Source organism: Gordonia sp. NPDC003585, assembly GCF_040610755.1.
In the GTDB taxonomy this organism is placed as follows: Bacteria; Actinomycetota; Actinomycetes; order Mycobacteriales; family Mycobacteriaceae; genus Gordonia.
This window is the reverse complement of the sequence record NZ_JBEXMX010000142.1, coordinates 1-6,025: the sequence shown is the minus strand read 5'-3', so window position 1 is coordinate 6,025 and position 6,025 is coordinate 1. Positions and strand designations below refer to the sequence as shown.

The following is a 6,025-nucleotide window of genomic DNA, read 5'->3' as shown; positions in this document are numbered from 1 at the left end:
GTCGCCCCCGACACCCGATGCCCGCCCACCGCCAGCAACGCCGCACCGAGACCACCGGCAGCGCCGGCCCCTGCCTCGCCGCTGATGTCGCGGCCGGCGATCGACGCGAGCACCCGCGACCACTGGGTCATGCGTTCCTCGAGTCGGGCGACCGTGTCCGGGTCGGCGCCCTTCTGCGGGCCGAACACCGCTGCCGCACCGATCGGACCCAGCAGCGGGTTCTCCACGTCCGACGCCGCGACCACTTCTACGTCGGCCAACCGGGCCTTCGCTTGGGCAGCGCCGCCGAGCGCGTCGATGAGCCCGCTGCCACCATCGGTGGTCGCGCTGCCGCCGAGCCCGACCACCACGCGCCCGACGCCGCGGTCGAGAGCCGCCGCCACCAGTTGTCCGACACCGCACGTGTCGGCCGCCTGCGCGGTCCGCGGCGTGGGTCCGCCACCGAGTTGGTGCAGCCCACAGGCCTGCGCACATTCGATGTAAGCGGTCGGGACGTCGCCCGACTCGTCGAGCAGCCATCGCGCCGTGACCGACGCGCCCAGGGGTCCGCTGACCTTCTCGGTGACGACCGTCCCGAACCGCGACGCCAGCACGTCGACAAAACCCGGACCGCCGTCGGATTGCGGCGCTGTGACGAGCACATCGTCCGGGCGGGCAACGGCCCAGCCGGCCGCGATCGCGTCGGCGGCGTCGACCGCCGACAACGTGTCACCGAAGGAATCGGGGGCGATCAAGACACGCAGGTGGGCGGGTGCCGTCATGCGCGGAAGTATAGGGAGGCGCACGGAAGTCGGCAGGGTTCATCGCCTAGGCTCGACGGTGTGAAACTGCCATGGAAAAAGGATGCCGACGGGCAGGGCGAGAACGACGTGGTCACCGCCGACAGCTCGACCGTCGATGCCGCGGACCTCGACTCGACCGACGAATCCACCAAGGGCAGTGCGTATACCCCTGGCAAGGGCAGGCCGACGCCGAAACGGAGCGCGCAGCAGAGCAGGCGACGCGGGCCGGTCGCCCCGCCGCCGACCAACCGCTCGGAGGCGCGGGCGCGCAAGAAGGAACTGAAGACCTCGCTGTCCAAGGAAGAGCGCAAGGAGCGCTCCGAGCAGCGGCGTTCGCAGCGCCTCGAGCAGCGCGAACGCATGATGGCCGGCGACGAGCGCTACCTCATGCCGCGTGACAAGGGACCGGTCCGCAAGTTCACGCGCGACATCGTCGATTCCCGACGCAACTTCGCCGGGCTGTTCATGCCGTTCGCGATCGTGCTGATCGTCGTCATGTTCCTGCCTCGACTGATGTACTTGTCCACCCCGTTGCTGCTGATCTTCGTGATCTTCATGGCGATCGACGGGTTCATCCTGGGTCGCCTGGTCAACAAGAGGGTGCGCGAGCGCTTCCCCGACTCGGCCGACGGCGGATTCAAACTGGGCTGGTACGCCTTCACCCGGGCGATGCAGATGCGCAGGATGCGCGCACCGAGCCCACAGGTATCAGCGGGCGACGAAGTCTGACCGATGACCGATCGGGGGAATCGCACCCTGGTATTGGGTGGCGTGCGCTCAGGCAAGTCCGGACACGGCGAATCGCTACTCGCCACACACTCACAGGTGCGGTATCTGGCCACCGGCCCGACCACCACGTCCGACGCCGACTGGGTGGCCCGCGTCGAAGCGCACCGCGCTCGGCGCGACGCGCGGTACACGACGATCGAGACCACCGACCTCGCCGCAACCCTGCGCGAAGCACCGGCGATCCCGGCCCTCGTCGACGATCTCGGCAACTGGCTGGCCGCGCGCCTCGATGTGCTCGACGGGTGGTCGAGCGCGGTCGATATGAGCGCCGAATTCGACGATCTGTGCGCGGCGCTGACCGAGATGACGGCCGACGTCGTGCTGATCAGTCCCGAGGTCGGGCTGTCGCTGGTGCCGCCGACGCCGGCCGGACGAGCCTTCCAGGATCAGCTCGGCGCGTTGAACACTGCCATCGCGAGCGTGTGCGATCGGGTGGTCCTGGTGGTAGCCGGGCGGGTCGTCGACCTTCCCGACCGGGTGGTCGAGGCCGGACCGAGCGCGACTCCTCGCCCACCCACGTCCGCTCAGCCGGTCCCCGTCCCGACACCGCCACTCCCCGAACCGGTCGCGGCGCCGAGCGCGTCGTCGGCACCGGTCACGCCTCCTGACCTCGATCCCACCGACGCCGAGGTGTTCGGCGTGCTCGACCTGCCCGACGAATCCGTTGCGCGAGCGGCCCGGGAACGGCAACTCACGCTGACCAAACCGCCGAAGTCGCTCGGCCGGGTCGAGGAGATCGCGGTGTGGATCTCGGCATGCCAGGGGCAGTGCCCCCCTGCGCCCATCACACAACCGGCGGTCGTCGTCTTCGCCGGCGACCATGGGGTGGCCCAGGCCGGCGTCTCCGCGTTCCCGTCCGAGGTGACGGCCCAGATGGTCGCGAACATCGCGTCGGGCGGGGCTGCGGTCAACGTCCTGGCGCGAGCGGCAGGCGCGTCGGTGCGTGTGGAGGACATGTCGGTCGACGCCGACACCGCACCGGAGGTGTCGCGCTACAAGGTTCGACGCAGCAGCAACGACCTCCGTGTCACCGACGCCATCTCGATCGCCGAGGCGCGCACTGCCATGGCGGCCGGTCGGGCCATCGCCGACGATCTCGTCGACTCCGGCACCGATCTGCTGATCGCCGGCGAGATGGGCATCGGCAATACCACTCCCGCCACCGTTCTCATCGGCACGATCACGCGGCGCGAGCCGGTCGAGATCGTCGGTCGCGGTACCGGTATCGACGATGCGGGCTGGATGCGCAAGACCGCCGCGATCCGCGACGGCATGCGTCGGGCGCGTTCGGTCACCCACGACCCGCTGGCGCTGCTGGCCGCCGTCGGCGGTGCGGATCTCACCGCGGTTGCCGGTTTCCTCGCCCAAGCGGCGCTACGCAAGACCCCGGTCATCCTCGACGGTGTAGTCATCGCGGCCGCCGCACTGGTCGCGAACGAGTTGGCACCCGGGGCATCGCGCTGGTGGCTGGCCGGGCATCGGTCGGTCGAACCCGCCCACGCGCTGGCACTGGAACACCTCGATCTGAAGCCGGTCCTCGATCTCTCCATGCGGCTCGGTGAGGGCAGCGGGGCGCTGATGGCGCTTCCGGTGGTGACCTCGGCGGTGGACCTGCTCGGTTCGATGGCCACCTTCGGCGAGGCAGGCGTCAGCGACAACAGCGACGAGAAGCACTGAGGGCACGGTGATCTCGCCGCTGCGCGCCGTGCGGACCGCGTTCGGCTGGTTGACGGTCTTTCCGGTCGGGAGCGCGGACGAGGAACCCGATCGTCGTCTCGGTGGTGCGGTGCTCGCCGCGGTGCCCGTCGTCGGCGCAGTGCTCGGAGCACTCGTCGCCCTCCTCGGCGCGGCGGCAGCACAGACCGATCTGCCCGTACCGGTGACCGCCGTACTCGCCGTCGTACTGCTGGCCCTGCTCACCCGCGGCATGCACCTCGACGGTCTCGCCGACACCGCCGACGGGCTCGGCTGTTACGGGCCGCCGTCGCGCGTAGCCGAGGTCATGCGCAGCGGGACTGTCGGGCCGTTCGGGGTTGCGACGCTCGTTCTCGTACTCGCGGTGCAGGCCACCGGATTTGGGTCACTGTTTGTCGAATCACGCTGGTATGAAGCGGCATTTGCCGTCGCACTGGGACGGTTCAGCGCGGTGGTCGCGGCCCGGCGACAGTTACCTCCCGCCCATCCCGACGGTTTCGGCGCGCTCGTGGCCGGGACGCAACGGTTGTCGATACCGATCTGGGGTGCCGTCCTGCTCGGTGCGGCCGCCCTCGCCGGTTTCGGTTCGTCGACAACGGATTTCGACGTCAGAGCGTGCGTCGGCGCGATGCTCACCGTGGTGGTGGTCGGCGTTTTCGCGGATGTGTTCTCGCGGCACTGCGCGCGTCGAATGGGCGGCATCAGCGGCGACGTCCTCGGCGCGACAATCGAACTCGGCGTGGCGATCTCGGTGGTCGGGCTGCTGCTCTGACCCGAGGACCGACTACCGCCGGTAGAGCTCGGTCATCCACCCGTGGGTGTCGGCGAAGGTGCCGCGCTGGATTCCGGTGAGGGTGTCGCGCAGTGCCTGGGTGACCTCGCCGGTCACGCCGTTGCCGATGGTGTAATCCTCGTGGTCGCCCTTGACCCGACCGACCGGCGTGATCACCGCGGCGGTGCCGCAGGCGAAGACCTCGGTGATGTCGCCCGACGCGACACCCTTGCGCAGTTCCTCGGTGGTGATGCGACGCTCCTCCACGGCGAAGCCGGCGTCGGTGGCGAGGGTGAGCAACGAACTCCGGGTGATGCCAGGCAGCAACGATCCGGTGAGTTCCGGCGTCACGAGTCGGGCGTCGGCACCCGATCCGAAGACGAAGAAGAGGTTCATGCCGCCCATCTCCTCGATGTAGCGACGCTCCACCGCGTCGAGCCAGACCACCTGGTCGCAGCCCTGCTCGGTGGCCTGTCGCTGGGCGAGGAAGGCGGCCGCGTAGTTGCCGCCACACTTGGCGAAACCGGTGCCGCCCGGTGCCGCGCGCACGTACTCGGTGCTCAGCCACACGCTGACCGGCTTGATGCCACCGGAGAAGTAGGCGCCCGCGGGCGAGGCGATGACCGAGTAGATGTACTGCGACGACGGCGCATTGACACCGAGACTGGCCTGCGAGGCGAACATGAACGGCCGCAGGTAGAGCGATTCCTCGCCGCCGGAGGCGGGCACCCACTCGTTGTCGGCGTCGAGCAGAGCGCGCAGCGAGCCGATGAAGTCCTCGACCGGCAGCGGCGGCATCGCGAGGCGCGCTGCCGAGGACTGCAGCCGCTCGGCGTTGGCCTCGGGGCGGAAGGCCGCGATCGAACCGTCGGGCTGGCGGTAGGCCTTGAGTCCTTCGAACACCTCTTGGCCGTAATGCAGCACCATCGCCGACGGATCGAGCGCGATCGGGCCGTACGGGGTCACCTTCGCGTTGTGCCACCCGCGGTCCGCGTCGTAGTCGATCATCACCATGTTGTCGGTGAAATGACGACCGAAGCCGGGTGCGGCGAGGATCTCGGCGCGCCGCGTCTCCGACACCGGGTGGGGATGTTCGGTACGGGTGAACTGCAAGGTCATGGCGCCCATCGTACCGCCGGGGCACAACCGAATTCGCGTGCACCCGCGCCCTACGATGAGGACATGCATCGGATCTTCCACACCAGCTTCGCGTCGGTGTACCCGCTCTACGTGGCCAAGGCGGAACGTAAAGGCCGCAGCCGCGCCGAGGTCGACGAGGTCATCGAGTGGCTGACCGGATTCGACGCCGACGATCTCAAGCGGCACATCGACGCCGAAACCACCTTCGAGGATTTCTTCGCCGACGCCCGGCTCAACGCGCACGCAGACCAGATCACCGGCGTCGTGTGCGGCGTCCGGGTGCAGGACATCGACGACCCCCTGATGCAGCAGATCCGCTACCTCGACAAGCTCGTGGACGAGCTGGCCAAGGGCAAGGCGATGGCGAAGATCCTGCGCACCTGACGCCCAGTCAACGAGGCTGCAGGTCAGACGTGGCTGGGCACGAACGGCGGGATGACCACCTCGCAGGGCAGGTCACGGCCGCGGACGTCGACAATCACCTCGTCGCCCTTGCGCACTCCGGAGGAGGTGTCGAGCAGGGCGAGGGCGATGCCCTGTTTGAGAGTCGGCGAGAAGGTACCCGACGTGCACAACCCGATCTGGGCACCACCCGGTCCGGCGAGGACGGTGCAGTCGGCGCGCGGCACACCACGACCGGTGGCCCGCAGCCCGTACAGGCGCCGAACCGGTCCGGCCTCCTTTTCCGCGAGCAGCGCGTCACGCCCGAAGAACTGCGGCTTGTTCCAGCCGACCGCCCAACTCGTCCGTGCCTGCACCGGCGTGATCTCCCTCGCGATTTCGCTCTCCTGATCAGTGACGATCTGACGTGCCAGAGCGATCGCCTCGGGCGATTGGCCGTCTTGAA

Annotated in this window: 7 protein-coding genes; 4 read left to right on the top strand and 3 right to left on the bottom strand. The window is 69.1% G+C overall.

What is annotated here, in order from left to right:
* Nucleotides 1–743 (bottom strand): glycerate kinase (locus tag ABZW74_RS23585; protein ID WP_355279819.1); only part of this gene is annotated, 743 nt, incomplete at its 3' end.
* 78 nt (nt 744–821) lie between these two features.
* Between ABZW74_RS23585 and ABZW74_RS23580 the strand changes: the two genes are divergently transcribed.
* From ABZW74_RS23580 to ABZW74_RS23570, 3 genes are read left to right on the top strand one after another with little or no spacing between them, the layout of a single operon-like run.
* Nucleotides 822–1,511 carry a DUF3043 domain-containing protein gene (locus ABZW74_RS23580; RefSeq protein WP_240860520.1) on the top strand — a complete coding sequence of 230 codons (690 nt, stop codon included), beginning with the start codon at nt 822–824 and terminating at the stop codon, nt 1,509–1,511.
* A 3-nt stretch (nt 1,512–1,514) separates the two neighbouring features.
* The gene (gene cobT / locus ABZW74_RS23575) at nt 1,515–3,248 is read left to right on the top strand and encodes a nicotinate-nucleotide--dimethylbenzimidazole phosphoribosyltransferase (RefSeq protein WP_355279816.1); all 1,734 of its coding nucleotides are present in this window, start codon (nt 1,515–1,517) and stop codon (nt 3,246–3,248) included.
* Between the two features lie 7 nt (nt 3,249–3,255).
* Entirely contained in the window at nt 3,256–4,038 is a 783-nt protein-coding gene (locus ABZW74_RS23570; RefSeq protein ID WP_240860518.1) for an adenosylcobinamide-GDP ribazoletransferase, read from the top strand.
* Between the two features lie 12 nt (nt 4,039–4,050).
* Here the strand turns inward: ABZW74_RS23570 and ABZW74_RS23565 are convergent, their stop codons facing one another.
* Complete coding sequence (locus ABZW74_RS23565; RefSeq protein WP_240860517.1) at nt 4,051–5,157, bottom strand: branched-chain amino acid aminotransferase; 1,107 nt, start codon at nt 5,155–5,157, stop codon at nt 4,051–4,053.
* A 63-nt stretch (nt 5,158–5,220) separates the two neighbouring features.
* On the opposite strand from ABZW74_RS23565, the gene ABZW74_RS23560 reads away from it, so the two are divergent.
* Nucleotides 5,221–5,562 carry a DUF2200 domain-containing protein gene (locus ABZW74_RS23560; protein ID WP_240860516.1) on the top strand — a complete coding sequence of 114 codons (342 nt, stop codon included), beginning with the start codon at nt 5,221–5,223 and terminating at the stop codon, nt 5,560–5,562.
* A gap of 23 nt (nt 5,563–5,585) precedes the next feature.
* Here the strand turns inward: ABZW74_RS23560 and ABZW74_RS23555 are convergent.
* Nucleotides 5,586–6,025: glycine cleavage T C-terminal barrel domain-containing protein (locus ABZW74_RS23555; RefSeq protein WP_355279812.1), on the bottom strand; the 440-nt coding region annotated here is incomplete at its 5' end.